This window comes from Pseudoalteromonas rubra (assembly GCF_005887115.1).
GTDB classification, from domain to species: domain Bacteria; phylum Pseudomonadota; class Gammaproteobacteria; order Enterobacterales; family Alteromonadaceae; genus Pseudoalteromonas; species Pseudoalteromonas rubra_F.
In genome coordinates this window covers 153,648-172,112 of the sequence record NZ_PNCJ01000023.1, presented here as the reverse complement: position 1 = coordinate 172,112, position 18,465 = coordinate 153,648, and the positions used below count along the sequence as shown (strand labels likewise).

The following is an 18,465-nucleotide window of genomic DNA, read 5'->3' as shown; positions in this document are numbered from 1 at the left end:
TTTTTTGAATCCGAAGATTCGTGCTCAATGAATTCTGATTTTGATACCTTTCGGTATCGAATTGACTGTGCTGAAACAAGTAAACTTGTTTCCGTTGGTCACTCACTTTCCATTTAAGGAAAAAACATTGAGACTCTAAATTTTTTTGCGTCATCCAGTAAAACTGAAATTCGCTGTTAGAACTCAATCTGTACGAGTGCCCACACAGATGATTGCTTCATATTTTTAAAGAACAAAGTAACTAACCTGGGTTAGTTACCGCAGCCTTGCTGCGAAGTGGAGCGCTATATTAACCGCTTCACTTTTAAAGTCAACTAGAAAATTTAATTTTCTTAATTAAGCTTTCCGTTTGGCTTTCCCTTCACTTGGCTCGTTGCTTTTCAGCGTTCTACTTAGTAGCGAGCACCCCGTGTCGGTGGATGCGCATTATAGGGAAATCGAAACCAAGCGCAACCCCTTTTTTGAAGAAAAGTGAGAAAAACTCGCCCTTCGTCCACTTTACATACAGAACACGACAAAACCACCTGTTTTGTCATCAAATATTCACCTATTTGACACAATTTGACTGCTAGGGGATCTAAGTATTGTACATTTAAGAAGAGACGCAAGAAAAAATGGCGCTTTTTTGCGCCATTTTTAGTCAAGAAAAGAATTAATACAAAAGACTGTAGAGTTTTCGTCGGTAGCGAGCCGCAATTTCATCGCCCTCGGGTAAAGACGCAATGATATCAAGATAGCCTTTTTTGGCTTCTCCAAAGTTCATGTCTTTTCTTAGCACAGATATCAAGCTTTCCAATGCATCGGCTTTCTTTCCTGCGTCGACCTGGGCCTGAGCCAGTTGACACAATACAGATAAATCATCTGGTGAAGCTTCAGCTTCAGCCATAAGACGCTTAAGTTCAGGTGACTCCTGAGCCTCTTTTGCTTGTTCCAGCTTCGACGTTAAGTTAGTGAAGTAGGCATCCTGTGCTTCCGCCGGGACAGATGCTAATAGCGCCTCAGCTTCTTCTACTTTTTGTATCTGAATACAGATATCTGCAAATACCAGCGCAACTCTTGGGTTATCTTTTGCAACGCCATAAGCCTGCTTTGCCAGTGCAAAGGCATCATTCAGCTCGCCATTTGCAAGCGCTTGCTTGGCTTGATCAAGCAATATCAGCTCAGGTGAAGGCAGATGCTCCGACAAAGCCTTGGAAATTTCTTCTTGCGTTTTTGCACCAGGAAGAACATCTACAGGCGCACCGCCTTTCAACACAACTAAAGTTGGTAACGCCTGAAGGCCTACTTGCTGGGCCAACTGAGAAGCAAGCATTTGCTGTTGATCACAATCAACCGTTGCGACCACTATATTATTTGGATATTGCTGAGCAAGCGCATCAAGAATATCAGCTTGTGCAATACAGTTTGGTTCCTGGGCGCTAAAAAACGTCATTAATACGAGCTTTTCAGGATCCGAAGGTGCCAATACCTGTTGAATGTTTTCCGGTGTAAGTAAGATTTTATTTTCCATGTTCAAACCAGCTATGATATTTGACTATCTATATGGTGACATCCATACCAATTGCAAGGCAAATATAAAATCCGATTAAGCTGCTGACTTTCGACGACCACTTCGATTGCTTGCGCGTTTTTTGGTTCTTTTTTTAGAAAATGAAACCCTCGAACCTGATTTACCACTTGTCAGCCCACTAAATATGGAGCTGTCACTCGTATTCGCACGTTCAATAATGCCTGTTATTTCATTCTCGAGAGGATACATAAATGTCTGATAGGTTTGCTCTTTCATCGCGATTTTTGCAAGTTGTGACTCCCACAATGCCGTTCGGTCTGGCAAAGACAGATCCTCGGGAAGCGTCTTGACTAGCGCAGCGCCTAGTTCTGTTGATTTAATGCTTTTACCATTACGTTGCAAAAAGCCTCTTTTAAATAATAAATCGATAATTCCGGCTCTGGTTGCCTCTGTACCGAGCCCATCAGTCTCTTTCAACACTTTTTTGATGTCAGCGTTCGACACAAATCGAGCTATGCCAGTCATAGCACTTAGTAAGGTTGCTTCTGTAAAGTGATTGGGAGGTTGAGTATGTTTCTCGATGACTTCCCCTTTAAAGCAATGAAGTACCTCGCCCACTTCCAGCTGGGGCAAAATAACTTGTTTCTTTTCTTCTGGTTTAAATAAGCGTTTAAAACCTAGGTCGATGATCTGCTCGGCCTTAGCAACAAACACTCCGCCTGCAATTTCTAATTCCACCTTGGTTTCTGTATATCGATAAGCTGGGTAAAACTGCGCCAGATACTGAGTACAAATGAGCTGGTAAACGTGCTGCTCGTACTGGCCTAACTGGGCCGTTTTTAGCTTCTTTGCTGTCGGAATAATCGCATGGTGTGCCTCTACTTTTGCATCATTCCAGCATTTGCTTTTCAGGCTCAGATCTGCGCCCGCAACTTTATCTTCTTCCAACCCCTGATTATTTAGTGCCGCATCCAATACCTGCTTAGACTCGCCAAAGTGCCCCTTCGGTAGGTAGCGATTATCCGAGCGGGGATAAGTGATCAGTTTATGTCTTTCATAAAGCGCCTGACAAATATCCAACACTTGTTTAGCCGACATACCAAAGCGTTTGTTGGCATCAATTTGTAGTGCCGATAAGTTATAAGGTAAAGGTGGGTTGTGCTTCTTGGGCTTAGCATCAATTTTTTTGACCTGAGCGTCCTGCCCCTGGATCCTTGACGCGACATTTTCGGCCAACCCTTTAACCAGCACTCTGCCTTCCTCATCCATATAGGGCTGGCATGCCTCACTGGGTTGCCACTTGGCACTAAACTCTGCCCCGTCGCTTTTCCTTACCAGCGCTTGCACCTCAAAAAACGGTTTAGAAACAAAGTTGGCTATTTCCATATCCCGCCTGACAACCAAACCAAGGACTGGCGTTTGTACTCTGCCAACTGACAGCACCCCCTGAAATCCTGCTTTTTGTCCGACCAAGGTATACGCCCTGGTCAGGTTCATACCATACAGCCAGTCAGCCCTTGCTCTGGCCAAAGCCGACACACTTAAAGGTACAAACTCCTGATTCGTACGCATTTGGTTTAGTGCTTTTTTGACTGCCGCAGGGTTTAGATCGCTGATCAGCAGTCGCTCAGTGGCTTGCTTTTTAGATGCCGACGGCTTTGCTTCTTGCAATACCTCATCAACCAGTAACTGACCTTCCCTATCAGGATCACCCGCATGCACAAGACAGTCAGCTTGCTTGATCAGCTTTTTTACGACGCTGAGTTGCTTTTTGGTTTTAGGCTTTGCTTTGAACTGCCAATGCTCTGGGATAATGGGTAAATGCACCATTTGCCATTTTTTGTATTTAGGGTCGTAGTCCTCGGGAGCGGCCTGCTCCAGCAAATGGCCAATACACCAGGTAACACAATCTCCATTGGCTACCTCGATATAACCATCATGCTTTTTATGTGGCTTAGGCAATACGTCTGCAATGGCTCTACCCAGAGAAGGCTTTTCGGCAATATAAAGTTTCATTCTTCAGAACAACTGTATGTATTTACAGTTATGATAGTCAACTCTGGCAGTAATTACCAGAGCTGACCCTGCAGGACATTCAGATAGCGGTGGAACTTAGGTCTTGAGTAGATTTAACTGCTTATGCTTTTGCTCCACTATATACGTCATTGCACTGGCCGCCTGCTCCACCTCATCGGCAAAACCAGACAACTCAGCTGCCGCATCTGATATACCTGTTGTATTGGTGCTTATCTCCTCAGTTACCATGCTTTGCTCTTCTGCTGCAGTCGCGATTTGTGTTACCTCATTTGAGATACTGCTTAGTTCGCCCACTAAGCTACTCATTAACTCTGCAGACTCTCGGCAATATGAAACCGCTTGCTCACCCTGACTGACGGTCCTTTCAATGATCTGCTCAGAGCCTGTCACTTCGCTTTGCAAATTATCAATGAGCTTGCTAATGTCATCGGTTGAGGCCTGCGTTTTTGAAGCCAGTGCACGTACTTCATCAGCGACCACAGCAAACCCTCGACCTTGTTCACCAGCCCTGGCCGCTTCTATCGCCGCGTTTAGCGCAAGTAAATTAGTTTGCTCAGCAATGGCGCGAATAACATCCAGGATTTTGGAAATATCACCACTTCGCTCAGAGACTTTGCCGAATGCATTTTTCGCGTCTAATACCTGTTCGGCGATTTCCTGAACTGTCTCTGTTGTTCTGACTATACTTCGTTCACTACTTTGCACCGTCTCAACAGCATGATTTGTACTTGAAGCTGCTTTTTCCGAGGCTCTGGCAACTTCTGTTGCCGTTGCACTCAACTCGTTAATTGCGGTCACAACACTGTCTATTTCAAGATGCTGATTCGATACCTTGTTTTTGATATTGATGGCAGCTTCTGTTGTCTTGTGAGATTGGGCATATGACTCCTCAGCCAACTCTTTGAGATCAATGATCATGCTTCTGAGTTTATCTGTAAAGCGGTTAAAGCCATTGGCCAAAGATATCAGCTCAGCATGGTGACTTACCTCCAGCTTATGAGTCAGGTCACCTTCGCTAGAAGCAAGACTATCGACACGCTCCTCAATATACGTCAACGGGCCAATGATGGTGTTAATAAGCACCAGCGCAAGACCCAATGCTACAGCTGCAACGACTGTGCCCAAAAACAACATCCAACGTCCAAGTGAGTTGGTTGATTCTTCTATTTGCTGCTCTATCTGAGTAACAGATGCCAGTGCAACCTCTTTCGGTAATTCAATAACCAAAGACCAGGTCGTGTTGGCAAGTTTGATCTCAATAGGCACAGCAATAGCCAGCATATCCCCTATCTCACTAAATCCACCTTTTTGATGCAAGTTCAACAGCTTCTCTGCGACGTCCGGATTGACAGACTCTTTCAAAGGTCTGGCAAGCTTATCGTAATGGCTGGCACCGACAACCAATCCCAACTTGCTGAGCAAAGAGACTTTCGCCTGCCCCTGATACAGTGATTCTGATAATTCATCAACCAGCTTCTGGAATACCGGCAAGTTCACATCAACCCCTACCAGACCCTGAAAACGCCCGTTAACATCAACAGGCACTGTTAATGATGTCATCAACATCTTATTGCCAGGAGAAATCTCGTACAGATAAGGCTCCATAATACAAGGCGCCACACTGTCGCGCGCACAGAGATACCACTCAGCTTCGCGAAGCCCAAACTCGTTACGTTTATCTAAATATTTATCAGCCGCTGATTCAATTTGATGTTGCGTGATCCCACTCGCATCTCGAGTGAAATATAGCTCCAGAGTACCATCACCTGGTGCAGAATGACTGGCCCCAGAGGTGTAGGCTTGATCTTGTCGGTCGTATCCATTTGGTTCAAACTGAGCATACATTGAGGATACAAAACGATTTTGTTTCAATGCGCCGGCAACAAGGTCTTGCACCTGAGTACGCGCCAATGGCGTACTGACAGAAGTTTCTTTCAGAGCGCCAGCCAATGTATAGGGCACCCGATAAGCAGAGTTAATAAACTCTGCAACCTGACGTGCATAGTATTGTCCCTGCGCCGTTAACCCTGTTCTGATCTCCTGATAAGCCAGCTCTCTGAGCTGTGTACTCTGCACTTTGTTTTCTTTTTGCAGATTCATCCACATCGTTGTTACTAGCAAGGCAACAAGGGCAGTCACCAGCGTGACCACAAACAGGATAAGCTTCTTCTTGATGGACATATGCTGCATATAAAACACTCACAAATGGTTGTTTATTGGGATAACTTTAGCAAAAGTTTCGCTATCTTGCGTATTCTAAAATGACAGCTTTAAGTAATTATGACTACACTATTGGGCGATTTTTTTTACACCAAATAAGGATAGTACACTATTTGTACTGATTGTGAGCAGTTGTGGAGGGAAAACAGATTAGCCAGCTGCGCAGGGTGTGAAGTTAGGAATAAATACCAACTGGAGTCGCTGTTGTAACACTACAGCGACTCACGATTAAAACGAAATTCAGTCTTCCTCAATCTTATCTTTACCACGGGTGGGCTCGATACTGTCTAACCTGTGGTGAATTGCTGATTTAATCAACATATAACCACTGATAGGCGCGGTAATGAGCAAAAACATAGAAATAAGAATTTCTTTGACGCTCACACCTTCACCGTAAAAACCATAATAAGCCATTGCTGCAAATAGCAAGCAAGCCATACCCAAGGTCGTTGCTTTGGTTGGTCCGTGTAATCGCATGAAGAAATCCGGCATTTTGACAAGGCCAACAGAGCCGACCAAAACTAAACTACCGCCTAACAATAACAAAAATGAAATAACCCATTCCATTATTCGCTCCCCCTATTCAATGATATCGCCACGCAGCAGGTATTTACATACCGCCACTGTGCTGACAAAGCCAAGTAAGGCAATTAATAGTGCAGCCTCGAAATATAGCGAGGTGCCCATGTTCATGCCATATAGCACTATCAGGGCAATGGTATTAATGTACATGGTATCTAATGCCAGAATCCGATCTGGGATAGATGGACCAACCACAAGCCGCCACAGATTAAGTAGCAAAGATACACCGATCATCGCAAAGACAATCAGAATCACCGTCTCTAGCATGCAAAGATCTCCTTAATAGGTTTTTCATAACGCGTTTTAATCGTGTCGATCAGCGTCGCCTCATCGTCCAGATCCAGAACGTGGATCAGCAGGTAACGCTGTTGTGGCTCTGCGCCATCAGCCATGTCTTCAGGCCATGGATAGACTTCTGCACTCACGGTGCCCGGTGTTAGCGACACGGTGCTCGCCAGAATAGTAATGGGCATAGACTGAACCAAATCAATGGGCACTTTTACAAATGCGGGCTTCAATTTTCGTGTCGGCCCCAGAATCTTGATTGCTACCTCAATGTTAGCCATCAAGATATCGTACAAAACCAGTAACAAGTATTGTAATGCCTTACCAGGTTTCAATACCAAAGGTTGTTTGGTACGGAATGGGAAAGTCGCCAGGGGAATAGCAACGGCCAAAATCGCAGCCAGGATCAAATGACCTGGTGCCACGCTGTTATTTAACAACAACCAAACGATGAACAGCATTAGGCTGCGAAACGGTGTCGGTAACCATTTATATTTTGCTTCCAAACGCATCTAGTTTACTCCTCCTAACACGTCCTGCAGTAGCCCTGTGAAATCGTGCAGCTCCTGAGCGGCAAGCAATGCATATTCACTCAGAGGACCTGCAAAAATCACCATCAATGGCGTGCACAATACCAGTAAAAGCACGGCACTGATCTGAGCTGGGTGAGCCCGTTCCTGTTCACTCTCACTTTTACCAGTATGATGCCAAAACACAGTACTACCCGCTTTTGAGACGGAGATAAGAACTGCCAGGCTCGCAACCAGATACACCAGCCAGAACCAGTTACCATACGGCGTATCCAGCGTAGATCTCAAAATCCACACTTTACCAACGAACCCGGACAAGGGTGGCATGCCTATGACTGCCACCGCGGCAACCAAAAATGCACCGCCGATTAGCAAAGGTTGCGCTACGGGTCGGCCAGCGGTGATCCTATCTGCGACTTTGCCTCTTTGCCTTGCAATAAGATCTGCTAGCAGAAACAACGCCGCACTCACCAACGTCGAATGAACTAGATAGTAGATGGCCGCCGCGCTACTTTGTATCGTTTGTACAGCAACCAGGGCAACCAAAGTGCCGACTGATACAACGACTAGGTTCGCTACCATTTTTCTTAAGTCCTGACTTGCTAATACCCCGATGGCACCCATCACTATGGTTGCGATTGCCAGCCACCAGAGCCAGTTTTGTGCCATGTGGCTTAACTCACCTGCTTCTTCACCAAAAATCAGGGTATATACACGCATCATGGAATAGACCCCCACTTTGGTCATGATAGCGAACAAAGCCGCCACGACCGGCATCGCCGTCGAATAGGTGTTAGGCAGCCACAAGTGAAGCGGTAATAATGCGCCCTTCAGAGCAAACACAACCAATAGTAACAAGCCACCTATCTTAGCCAGATACACATCGTCACCTTGCAGTAACGTCACTTTTTGTGCCATGTCCGCCATATTTAAGGTGCCCAGCGTGCCGTACAAGATCCCTAAAGCAATCAGGAATACCGACGAGCCAACTAAATTCAGTATCACATACTGCAAAGCTGCACGTGTATTGCGCTTATCACCACCGTGCATCAGTAGTGAGTATGAGGCAATCAACAGTACTTCAAAGAATACGAACAGATTGAATGCATCACCAGTAAGAAATGCCCCATTGACGCCTAGGACCAAAAAATGTAACAGCGGGTGGAAAAAACTTCCCCGCTCATCGTCGCCAGCACAACTGTATAAACCACACACTAGCCCCAGAAATGACGTCAGTGTCACCAGCAGCGCAGACAAAGGATCTGCTATTAATACGATACCAAATGGTGCAGACCAGTTACCAATGGCATAAACAGACGTGCCATGTTCCTGGGTCATCAGCAGCAAAATTGCCGATGCCACGGTAGTGAGTACGCCCATGCCCACTGAGACGATGCGACGGGCTCTGAGATTTTTACCACAAGGTGGCATCAACATAAAAATAGCGGCCAGCATTGGCAGCAATACTGGCAAAGAAGTTAGGTGCTGCGTCATGCTTTACTTTGCTCCTTGCGTTGAGAGCCAACATTGCGCGAAGCCGTGTGCACTTCACTGCCATTAACATGGTCGTTGCCCAAGTCAGCACGACCCCGAATAGCCAGAATGACCACAAACGCCGTCATTGCAAAGCCTATCACAATCGCGGTCAAGACCAGCGCCTGCGGTAAGGGATCGGCATACCCGTCGCTAAACCCCAGAACCGCCGCTTTATTCATGGTCAGTCTGCCAGATGCAAACAAAAATAAGTTAACTGCATAGGACAACATAGTGAGTCCCAATACCACAGGGAAGGTACGGGCTCGTAAAATCAGGAATACCCCGCAGGCCACTAACAGGCCCACACAAGATGAGTACAATAGCTCCATTAAATATTTACCTCTTCTTTAGGTGCATTGGCTGTCAACTTGCCCAGGCTCGCCAGGATCATCAAAGTTGCACCAACAACCGTAATATACACACCCAAGTCAAATACCAGCGCACTGGCAAGTTCAATCTCGCCAATTACCGGCAAATCAAAGTAATCAAACCAGCTGGTCAGGAACGGGCGGTCGAATGCCCAACTGCCCAAGCCTGAGATCATGGCTATGGCAATACCAGAGGCAATAATCTTGCGGTAGTTGAGTGTAAAGCGCTCTGAAATCCAGTTCGAACCGTGCGCGATATACTGCAAAATAAAGGCAATCGCGGTAACCAGACCCGCAATAAACCCCCCTCCAGGCAAATTATGACCCCGCAGGAAGATGTATACGGATACCAATAGCGCCAACGGTAACAAGCTCTGAGAAATAGACGCTAACAGAATAGGGTAACGCTCTGTGGCCCATGGACGGCCCTCAGAATCACTACCGGGCATAAATAGCGGTAAATTGATCAAAAGCTTATAAATTCCCAGAGCAGCAATACCCAGTACAGTAATTTCACCCAAAGTATCAAAACCACGGAAGTCGACCAAAATAACGTTCACCACATTGGTGCCCCCTCCCCCAGTCTTCGCATTGGCAAGGAAGAAGTCCGAAATAGAGCTCAGTGGGCGAGTTATCAAGGCATAACAAATGCTACCCACAATGACACCAATGGCAGAAGCAATACCCAAATCACGCAACACGCGAACCGAGCTACTCTCTTTGGGTGTTCTTTGCGGTAAGAAGAACAGCGCCAACATCAACAGTATGATGGTGACAACTTCAACAGTTAGCTGAGTCAGTGCCAGGTCCGGCGCAGAGAAGCGAGTAAACGCAACGGCCACCATCAGACCCACAACCGAGATCATTAACAAAGCAACCATACGCGTTCGATGCCAAATCACTGTACCTATCGCACCAATCATCAGCAAACCGGCCCCAATCGCATTGTGTACATCAATAGGGGTTGGTTTGTTTTCACCAACTAGCTGGCTCATTTCGAATAGCGGCCAGCCTGCACTCAACAGCACGACCATTAACATCAACATCAGGTATCGCTGTAGCGACCCATTTTCGATAGCGTCAATGCGCGCACGACTCCAGCTGACCAGCCTATACATCGCATGCTCGAACCCTTTTTTCGCATTAAGAGGAGGCAATGAAGCCTGGAATGTAAACAGATAACGACGCTGGGTGTAGATCAACAGACCACCACATACAGCGATACCGCTCATCAGCAGAGGTAGATTAAAGCCATGCCAGATGGCAATTTTAAATTCAGGTGGTTCCCCGCCCAATACTGCAGCAGAGGCTACATTAAGAATGTCACTGACGATAAAGCCCGGGAACATGCCCACAATTAGACACAATGCGACCAAAACTTCGATAGGCACACGCATGTAACGGGGTGCCTCGTGTGGCTCCTTAGGCAAGCCCACCGGCTCTCCGTTGAAAAACACATCGTGGATAAAACGGGCCGAGTATGCCACAGAAAAGGCAGCGGCAATGGTTGCCAGAATCGGGATCAACCAGGACATTGAGCCCAGCAACTGCTGGTGCAAGGTTTCAGCAAAGAACATTTCTTTCGATAAGAAGCCGTTCAACAGAGGGACACCCGCCATAGATGCTGCTGCCACCATAGCGAGCGTTGCTGTGTACGGCATAAATCGCCACATACCATTTAGCTTGCGCATATCTCGCGTGCCAGTTTCATGATCTATGATCCCGGTAGCCATAAATAGTGAAGCTTTGAAAGTCGCGTGGTTAATGATGTGGAAGATAGCCGCGACCGTTGCCAGTTCAGTATCCAGGCCCAGCAACAAGGTTATCAGTCCCAAATGACTAATGGTTGAAAATGCGAGTAGTCCTTTGAGGTCATGCTTGAATAAAGCGATATAGGCACCAACCAGCAAAGTCACAAGACCGGTTAACCCAACCAGAATAAACCAAATTTCGGTTCCGGCCAGTGCCGGATAGAAACGAGCGAGTAAAAAGATACCTGCTTTAACCATAGTCGCGGAATGTAAGTAAGCACTCACAGGTGTTGGTGCAGCCATGGCATGTGGCAGCCAGAAATGGAATGGAAACTGCGCAGATTTAGTGAAAGCGCCCAGTAATACCAGGATCAGAGCCAGTTCATACAAGTCATGAGCCTGGATCAGTTCACGGCTGGCAAGAATGATGTCTAAGTCATAACTCCCGACAATATCACCCAGCAACAGCAAGCCAGCAAGCAGAGCCAGGCCACCGCCACCGGTGATAGCCAATGCCATTTTGGCCCCTTTACGGGCTTCTGATTTGTGCCACCAATAGCTGATAAGCAAAAAGGAACTGATACTGGTTAATTCCCAGAATAGCCATAGTTGCAATACATTATTCGACATCACAATACCCAGCATAGCCGTCATAAACAGCATTAAGTATGCGTAGAGCTTGGGCATGGAATCGTTACTGCTGAGATAGTAACGCGCGTAGAAGATCACCAATATGCCGATTCCCAGAATCAGGAAAACGAACAATAATGATAAACCATCTAAGCGAAATGAGAGTTCTAAACCCAACAGCGGGATCCACTCAATTGTGGTACGCAGCTGTTCATTGGCAAACACCTCCGGAGCCATATAACAGGCCAGCGCAAGTGCCAATCCGGGCGCAAGCAAAGTTACCGCAGTCGAGTGATTGCGGGATAGTTTACCTGTAAATGATGAGAGTAAACTGCCTAATAAGGATAGCAAGGGTATCCAAAGCAATGTCATAAAGAAAACCTTTTATCTTCAATAACCGTAAATAACGGAACAGCGCGCAGTGTGTAGCTAGTGTTATGCATAGACTATCTGATTTATTTTGCGCACGTTTTTATCACACATAACGCTTACCAGTTATACTTGATTAGTATTTGAGTTGTCTAGACTTTCGCGCTCTATACGCTGCCATTTTAGCCAACATTTACAAACAATTCAGATTAAATTCATAAATAAACTGGGCTTTTAACCCTTGGCGGCTAATTTGACCTGAATAAATCGCTGAAAGTTAGTGGGTTTATTGCGCTGTTGCTGAAATGCCAATAACCAAAGCTCTTTGTATCGTGCTGACAAAGCCAGACTCTGATATTGCATATTTGACATGGCTTGCTGAGGTTTATAGGCTGGCAGCTCCCCAGCCTCGCAGCTGTGGCTGGGGTACCAGCCCTTAGGAGGCGTGTGGCCAACATATAAATTGGGCGCCTTATGACCTGGGGTTGCACATAGCCACTTTGCCTTTTCTGCGCCAATAGCATATTCATCTTCAAAGCCACTAAAGTGCATCAATTCATGAATAAACACCTTGTAGTCACTTTTGAGGTTTAAAGTCATTACTCCACGACTGACATTGGCCGCTCCACGCTCCGTCATCAACACCAAATGATCCGCCGAAGACCAATGTGCTCTACCCGGCATGTTAATAACATCACAATGTGCATACTTGCGTGCTTTCACACCACACTGTAAGTCCGCTCCCATATAAATCGGACCTGCAAAGCAATAGCTTCCGGCATATGGCAAAGGCGCTGCAAGATACTGCGCTTTTAGTTGTTCCAGTTTACTGAGTCCCAACCAGGAGTCACTCAACAGCAATACTCGACGCTGACACTCTGAGTTTTCCCAGCTGACATCTCCTACCGTCTCTATCGCGAGTCGGTTTAAATCCGAGCGGCCAAGCCGACTGGAGGACACACCCTGCATGAGCTGTGACAACGTCATGTATGGCTTAGGTAAGGTGAACTGCGCAGACAACTGAATTATCTCAGGAACAGCCTGCATCGCTGTCAGCGACTGCAATAAACGACTACGAGCCTGTATACTAACCGCTTGCCAGTGCGCACTGGCAAGCATTACAGCGGTGCTCAACTCACCTTTTTCAAGTAACCTGTGTGCCCACTCAAACGCAGCCTCAGGCTGCCCAAGTTGGCGTAATGCCTGTACTGAGTCATCGGGCAACTGAGGTATTAATAAGCTGGCCTTTTGGGTATCAAAGTAGAAACTCTGTGGACTTCGCTTAAGCAAAGATAGCTGTGCCTGACGCGAATTTGGCGAGTTAAACAGCCAAGGGTTGGCTGTACTGCCCGCTATGAGAGTGATGCAAATTAGCATTACCACATAGCGAAGCACATAAGCAGACATAGCGTTAGCCTACATCCGCCTGATTCATTTCGTCAGCAATGATTTGTAATTCCAGACGAGCGTATTTATGTTCGACAAATTCATACACATTGGTGGCAAGTGCCAGTTTAAAATACTCGATGGCCTTGCCTGTCTTACCTTCGAACTGGTAACGCTTGGCAAGATAGAAATAAGCTTCACACAGGCGCTCTGCAAACTCCTGCTGCGACTTAACGCCATCTCCCACCTGAGCTAGAAAGGCTTGCTGAGACAGCTCTCCCAAATAAAGCTGTACCAACTGTGTTGCCCACTCATCATTATTTAAAGCCTGGCTATGCTGCTTAAGCGCCGCTTTTGCCGCAACTGGATCGACCTCTGATTCAGCCAGATAAAGCCACATCAGCCGATACGGGTCCTGAGGAGAACGCGCCAGAAAGGATTCGAAATCACTCACTGCCAGCGCCGGGCGCTCACCATAATACAACGCGATGCCACGGTTTAAATAGGCATACTCATGATCTGTGTTCAGCTCCAGCACCGCATCAAACATTTCATAGGCTGTGCCATACTCTTGTCTGAGTGTGTGGTGAATGCCCAGAAAGTTGTAGACTTCTGCCAGGTCTGGCTTTAGTTTGACGGCACGATTGAAGTCTATGCGTGCCAATGTGGTTAAGCCCAAACTGTCGTACAACATGCCACGGTTATAAAACAACTGAGCTTGCTGTTCACTATCTAATGTTTTGTTCTGTAACAGCTCGCTGTATCTGGCAATGGCTATTTCATTGCGAAAATTGGCCGCCAGAGGCACGGCAAAAGGTACGGTTACATTCGGTACATCCGCCGCCTGCTGAGTTGACTGACACCCCAGCAAACTCATACATAGCAAAGGTAATAATAACAGTCTCAATCTATTTCCCCTTTTGGGCATGGTGCGAATTGGTGATCCGCTTGTCGCTACTCGGTTTGAGCAATCATTAAAGCATAAAAAAAGGGGCCATTCAGCCCCTTTCATCGAAACTCATTGTTTCTTTGTCAGATCTTACTCAGCAGCAGGTGCCGCTTCTGACTCTAATGCTTCTTTGATGCTCAGACGCACACGACCCTGACGGTCTACTTCCAGTACTTTTACCTTCACTTCCTGGCCAACGCTCAGGTGATCAGCTACGTTGTTTACGCGCTCTTTGCTGATCTGTGAAATGTGTACCAGACCATCTTTACCTGGCAGTACGTTTACGAATGCACCAAAGTCTACGATACGGTTTACTTTACCTGTGTAGATAGTGCCTACTTCCAGCTCAGCAGTTAGCGCTTCGATGCGAGCAATCGCTTCTTTCGCGCTGTTACCGTTGGTTGCAGCAATCTTAATGGTACCGTCATCTTCGATTTCGATGGTTGTATCTGTTTCTTCCGTCAGCTGACGGATCACAGCGCCACCTTTACCGATTACGTCTGCAATCTTCTTCGGTGGAATATTCATGGTGTAGATACGAGGTGCGAACTCAGACAGGTCCTGAGATGGGCTGGCGATAGCCTGGTCCATCACGCTCAGGATATGCAGACGTGCCGCTTTTGCCTGACGCAGTGCGATCTGCATGATTTCTTTCGTGATACCTTCAATCTTGATATCCATCTGAAGTGCAGTGACACCCGCGCTGTTACCCGCTACTTTAAAGTCCATGTCACCCAGGTGGTCTTCGTCACCCAGGATGTCAGAAAGTACGACAAAGTCATCGCCTTCTTTAACCAGACCCATCGCGATACCCGCAACAGATGACTTGATAGGTACACCCGCATCCATCAGAGCCAAAGACGTACCACATACTGACGCCATTGAAGACGAACCGTTTGATTCAGTGATTTCAGAAACCACACGTACAGAGTACGGGAATTCCTCAAGTGTTGGCATAACCGCCTGTACACCGCGCTTAGCCAGGTTACCGTGGCCAATTTCACGACGCTTAGGAGAACCAATGAAACCTGTCTCACCTACACAGAATGGAGGGAAGTTGTAGTGCAGCATGAAGTGATGCTTCTGCGTGCCAATCAGGTTGTCCATCATTTGTGAATCGCGCTCTGTACCTAAGGTAGCAGTAACCAAAGCCTGAGTTTCACCACGTGTGAAGATGGCTGAACCGTGTGTACGTGGCAATACGCCCGTCATCACGTCAAGTGCACGAACCATATCTGGTTCACGGCCATCGATACGCTTCTCACCCGCGATGATACGGCCACGTACGATTTTCTTCTCAAGTGAGCTGAACAGCTTAGACACTTCCTGCTCGTCCAGCGCTTCGCCTTCAGCCAGCTCCGCAGTCAGCTTCTCAACCACTTCCGCTTTTGCTTCGCTTAGTGCATCTTTACGGGCAACTTTATCCGTGATGCGGTAAGCGTCACCGACTTTTTGTTCAGCGATAGCTGCGATTTTGTCAGACAGCTCAACGTTTTTCTCTGGTGCAGTCCAGTCCCAAGCCGGCTTGCCTGCTTCTGCAGCAAATTCGTTCACAGCTTTGATGATAGCCTGTGATTGCTCATGACCATATACAACTGCGCCCAGCATTTCTTCTTCAGTCAGAATTTCAGCTTCTGACTCAACCATCAGTACAGCACCTTCGGTACCAGCAACAACCAGGTCAAGTTTACTTTGCTCAAGTTCTGTTACTGACGGGTTCAGTACGTACTGACCATCAGTGAAACCAACGCGCACGGCGCCGATTGGACCATTGAATGGCACGCCAGAAATGGCTAGTGCTGCAGAAGTACCAATCATTGCAACCATGTCTGGTTGAATTTCAGGGTTTGAAGAAACCACTGTCGCGATAACTTGTACTTCATTTACAAAGCCGTCCGGGAACAGAGGACGGATTGGACGGTCAATCAGACGCGCAATCAGCGTTTCATTGTCTGAAGGACGGCCTTCACGCTTCAGGAAGCCACCAGGGATACGGCCTGCCGCATACATTTTTTCCTGATAGTTTACTGTCAGAGGGAAAAAGTCCTGGCCAGGTGCAGCTTCACGCTTACCTACAACAGTGACTAATACAGAAGTATCACCAATACTGGCCAGTACAGCACCGTCAGCCTGACGCGCAATCGCACCAGTTTCCAGGGTTACTGTGTGTTGACCAAGTTGGAATTCTTTAATAATTGCTTGCACAAATATATTCCTTACAAAAATAACATATAAGCGCCAACAACGACCAATTACAGTCTTAAGAGGACTAAAGTGACTAATAACTATTTGATAAAAAAGGCTAAACCAAACAGAGCTAGATGATCCGCTTAAGCACTACAATTGGCTGCAGACTTGGCGCTGAACCGTCAGAATGGCGGCTCGGGCATAAGTATACTGAGTATATACCCACAAAAAAAGGGGCGATTTAGCCCCTTTTTTCTTATCGGATAAAAATCCGACAAATAATCAAGTTCTTAGCGACGTAGGCCAAGCTCTTTGATTAGTGCAGAGTAACGCTCTACGCTCTTACCTTTTAGGTAGTCAAGCAGGTTACGACGCTGGCTTACTTTACGTAGCAGACCACGACGTGAGTGGAAGTCATGCTTGTGGTTAGCGAAGTGACCTTGTAGCTTGTTGATATCAGCAGTTAACAGTGCAACCTGAACTTCAGGAGAACCAGTGTCGCCTTCTGCGCGTGCGAATTTTGCTACGATTTCTGCTTTTTCTTGATTGCTTAGTGACATAATAAACTCCAATTGTTTAAGTAATGCTTTAGCCGATCACTAATTCAGCCAAAGCGACAAAGCGGGCGGCATTGTATCAGCAATTCCCCCTGCTGACAAAAAATTTTATTGGGCGCTGGATAACGCGCGTTTGGCCTTTAAATGGCCATGCTGGTTGCGCTCACCGATACCGACAAAGCGGCCGTCAGCAACTACTTTCAATACGCCCTCTGGCAGCTCGCCAACCACCACGGTTTGACCGTGGCTGAATGCCACGCCCTGCTCTGCACTGATCTCTACCGTCGGTAAATCAACCAGCGCCGTGTCCATAGGAAGTAACAACGCATCAATATAAGTCGACGGTGGCAAATCGTCTGCTTTGGCCTGCTGAAGTTTTTCTTCGAGCTCTTCCAGCGTGATCATTTTATCACTGGGGTAATGGCCCACCTCAGAGCGATGCAGCATAATGACATGCGCACCACAGCCAAGCTTTTCACCCAGGTCATCCACTATGGTGCGAATGTAGGTTCCTTTGGAAACATGCACCGTCATCAGGATCTCTTGCGCCTGCTCGTCATACTCATCTAATGTGATTGAGTAAACGTTGATCTTGCGACACTTGCGCGGCACTTCGATGCCTTCACGGGCGTACTTGTATAAAGGTTGACCCTGATACTTTAGCGCCGAGTACATGGACGGATATTGATCCGACTCACCCAGAAAACTGGCGACGTCCTGCTCTAGCTGCTCGCGAGTGATCTGCACCGGGCGTGTTTCAACCACCTCGCCATCAGAGTCTGAGGTCGTGGTACGCTCACCTAATTTAGCACGGACGACGTAAGTTTTATCAGTATCCAGCAGGAACTGGGTAAACTTGGTCGCTTCACCAAAACAGATTGGCAGCATGCCCGTTGCCAGCGGATCGAGCGCGCCCGTGTGGCCAGCTTTTTGTGCAAAATAAATACCTTTGGCTTGTTGCAAGGCTTTATTGGAGGAGATCCCCTGCGGCTTGTTGAGCAGCACAATCCCGTCTATCGGACGGCCTTTACTACGGCGTGCCATCAGGCTTCTCCGTCGTCGCTTTTTGTGTCTGGCTGCGCTTCATCACCACGCTTTTCATTGTCTTTGCGGATCACTTCATCAACCAGGTTAGAAATGCGCATGCCTTCCATCAGGGAGTTATCCAGCACAAAACGCAGCTCCGGCATGATCCGTGCGCGGATCCGTTTGCCCAGCAGTGAGCGGATATAGCCTGTCGCTTCATTTAAAATAGACAGATTTTCTTTGGTTTTGTCATCGTCACCGCCAAGTACGGTAATAAAGACCTTGGCGTAGGACAGATCGCGCGATACCTCGACAGCCGATACGGTGACCATGCCCAAACGTGGATCTTTAATCTCACGCTGTAAAATCACGGCAATTTCTTTTTGGATCTGTTGTGCAACACGATCAGTACGAGAAAATTCTCTCATTTTCACCACTTCAATTTAATCATTAAAACGGGCAATGCATACACTCGCCCACTAGAGGAAACACAAACACAAATGGGGGCTGACGCCCCCATTTCAAGGTTTAACCCCGATTGG

15 protein-coding genes are annotated in these 18,465 nt (G+C 47.0%); all 15 read right to left on the bottom strand.

The annotated features are described in order from the left end of the window. Window positions 1-652 precede the first annotated feature (652 nt). Window positions 653-1,510 (bottom strand): tetratricopeptide repeat protein, encoded by an 858-nt coding sequence (locus CWB98_RS16330; protein WP_138545824.1) that lies wholly within the window; start codon window positions 1,508-1,510, stop codon window positions 653-655. Between the two features lie 75 nt (window positions 1,511-1,585). After that, a complete protein-coding gene (locus CWB98_RS16325) occupies window positions 1,586-3,526 on the bottom strand; it encodes a DNA topoisomerase III (RefSeq protein ID WP_138545823.1) in 1,941 nt (646 codons plus the stop codon). Window positions 3,527-3,622: 96 nt separating this feature from the next. Continuing rightward, window positions 3,623-5,737 carry a methyl-accepting chemotaxis protein gene (locus CWB98_RS16320; RefSeq protein ID WP_138545822.1) on the bottom strand — a complete coding sequence of 705 codons (2,115 nt, stop codon included), beginning with the start codon at window positions 5,735-5,737 and terminating at the stop codon, window positions 3,623-3,625. A gap of 270 nt (window positions 5,738-6,007) precedes the next feature. Beyond that, complete coding sequence (locus CWB98_RS16315; protein ID WP_138545821.1) at window positions 6,008-6,337, bottom strand: Na+/H+ antiporter subunit G; 330 nt, start codon at window positions 6,335-6,337, stop codon at window positions 6,008-6,010. Window positions 6,338-6,346: 9 nt separating this feature from the next. After that, the gene (locus tag CWB98_RS16310; RefSeq protein ID WP_010385043.1) at window positions 6,347-6,616 is read right to left on the bottom strand and encodes a K+/H+ antiporter subunit F; all 270 of its coding nucleotides are present in this window, start codon (window positions 6,614-6,616) and stop codon (window positions 6,347-6,349) included. Beyond that, window positions 6,610-7,146, bottom strand: a complete 537-nt coding sequence (locus CWB98_RS16305) for a Na+/H+ antiporter subunit E (protein ID WP_138545820.1) — start codon at window positions 7,144-7,146, stop codon at window positions 6,610-6,612. The genes CWB98_RS16310 and CWB98_RS16305 overlap by 7 nt, the downstream gene beginning before the upstream one ends. Further along, a complete protein-coding gene (locus CWB98_RS16300) occupies window positions 7,147-8,658 on the bottom strand; it encodes a monovalent cation/H+ antiporter subunit D (protein WP_138545819.1) in 1,512 nt (503 codons plus the stop codon). After that, the gene (locus CWB98_RS16295) at window positions 8,655-9,029 is read right to left on the bottom strand and encodes a Na+/H+ antiporter subunit C (RefSeq protein ID WP_138545818.1); all 375 of its coding nucleotides are present in this window, start codon (window positions 9,027-9,029) and stop codon (window positions 8,655-8,657) included. The genes CWB98_RS16300 and CWB98_RS16295 overlap by 4 nt, the downstream gene beginning before the upstream one ends. Further along, window positions 9,029-11,821: a monovalent cation/H+ antiporter subunit A gene (locus CWB98_RS16290; protein ID WP_138545817.1), complete on the bottom strand. Its 2,793-nt coding sequence runs from the start codon at window positions 11,819-11,821 to the stop codon at window positions 9,029-9,031. The genes CWB98_RS16295 and CWB98_RS16290 overlap by 1 nt, the downstream gene beginning before the upstream one ends. A gap of 231 nt (window positions 11,822-12,052) precedes the next feature. Beyond that, window positions 12,053-13,225, bottom strand: coding sequence for a hypothetical protein (locus CWB98_RS16285; RefSeq protein WP_138545816.1), 1,173 nt, complete (start codon window positions 13,223-13,225; stop codon window positions 12,053-12,055). Between the two features lie 4 nt (window positions 13,226-13,229). Then, entirely contained in the window at window positions 13,230-14,132 is a 903-nt protein-coding gene (gene nlpI / locus CWB98_RS16280; protein ID WP_138545815.1) for a lipoprotein NlpI, read from the bottom strand. A gap of 111 nt (window positions 14,133-14,243) precedes the next feature. Next, complete coding sequence (pnp, locus tag CWB98_RS16275; protein ID WP_054015305.1) at window positions 14,244-16,358, bottom strand: polyribonucleotide nucleotidyltransferase; 2,115 nt, start codon at window positions 16,356-16,358, stop codon at window positions 14,244-14,246. Between the two features lie 272 nt (window positions 16,359-16,630). Further along, entirely contained in the window at window positions 16,631-16,900 is a 270-nt protein-coding gene (rpsO, locus tag CWB98_RS16270) for a 30S ribosomal protein S15 (RefSeq protein ID WP_010385052.1), read from the bottom strand. 105 nt (window positions 16,901-17,005) lie between these two features. Continuing rightward, window positions 17,006-17,941, bottom strand: a complete 936-nt coding sequence (truB, locus tag CWB98_RS16265; protein ID WP_138545814.1) for a tRNA pseudouridine(55) synthase TruB — start codon at window positions 17,939-17,941, stop codon at window positions 17,006-17,008. Continuing rightward, window positions 17,941-18,351: a 30S ribosome-binding factor RbfA gene (gene rbfA, locus CWB98_RS16260; protein WP_125719883.1), complete on the bottom strand. Its 411-nt coding sequence runs from the start codon at window positions 18,349-18,351 to the stop codon at window positions 17,941-17,943. Before rbfA ends, truB begins: the two co-directional genes overlap by 1 nt. Window positions 18,352-18,465: the final 114 nt, after the last annotated feature.